This window comes from Rhodococcus sp. R1101 (genome assembly GCF_000278445.1).
GTDB classification, from domain to species: Bacteria; Actinomycetota; Actinomycetes; order Mycobacteriales; family Mycobacteriaceae; genus Rhodococcus; species Rhodococcus gordoniae.
In genome coordinates, this window is sequence record NZ_AJVB01000886.1 from 1 (window position 1) to 688 (window position 688).

General features: G+C 66.1%; 1 protein-coding gene. It reads right to left on the bottom strand.

All coding sequences use genetic code 11. The features are described 5' to 3' along the window. The coding region (locus R1101_RS28910) for an MMPL family transporter (RefSeq protein ID WP_037225317.1) at positions 1-688 on the bottom strand (688 nt) is incomplete at both ends.

Below are 688 nucleotides of genomic sequence, written 5' to 3' on the forward strand. Positions count from 1 at the left end.
GGAGCGATTCGATTCCTCCGCGAGGGCTTCACGGTAGCGGGCGGTGACGATCAGTGCGTAGTCGGTGCCGACACCGAACAGCAGCACGGTCATGATCGACGCGGTCTGCGAACTGATATCGAACCATCCCGCGTCGGCCATCATCGCGCCCACCGTCTCGGCGAGTCGCATCGCGACGCCCACACCGGCCAGCGCGACAACCACGAGGACCGGCGACCGATAGATCACCAGGAGGATGATGGCGACCAGCAGGATCGTTCCGAGGAGCAGGATCTTGTCGCCGCTGCTGAACACCTTGACGGTGTCGGTGGCGATTCCTGCAGGCCCGGTGACCGCCGCATCAGCAGGTCCGGCGGCCTCGCTGACCAGGTCGCGCAGCTCACCGACCGTGTTTTGGAACGATTCGTCGGTCGGGTCGCCTGTCAGCGATACGACAATCATCTCACTGTCACCGTCGGTGGTGCGCAGATTGTCGCCGCCAGGGTCGTCGGCGGTGACTATCGCGGCGATCGCGGGATTGTCGGCTCTCGCACCGTCAATGCTCGTGACGATCCGCTCCACTGCCGCCGCCGTCGTGACCCCGTCGGCGCCGTGCACGACGACGATCGCCGGGGTGCCCTCATTGCGGGGAAACTCGCGGGCAGCGAGTTCGGCAGCCTGCACGGATTGCGATGACGGGGGCGGATCG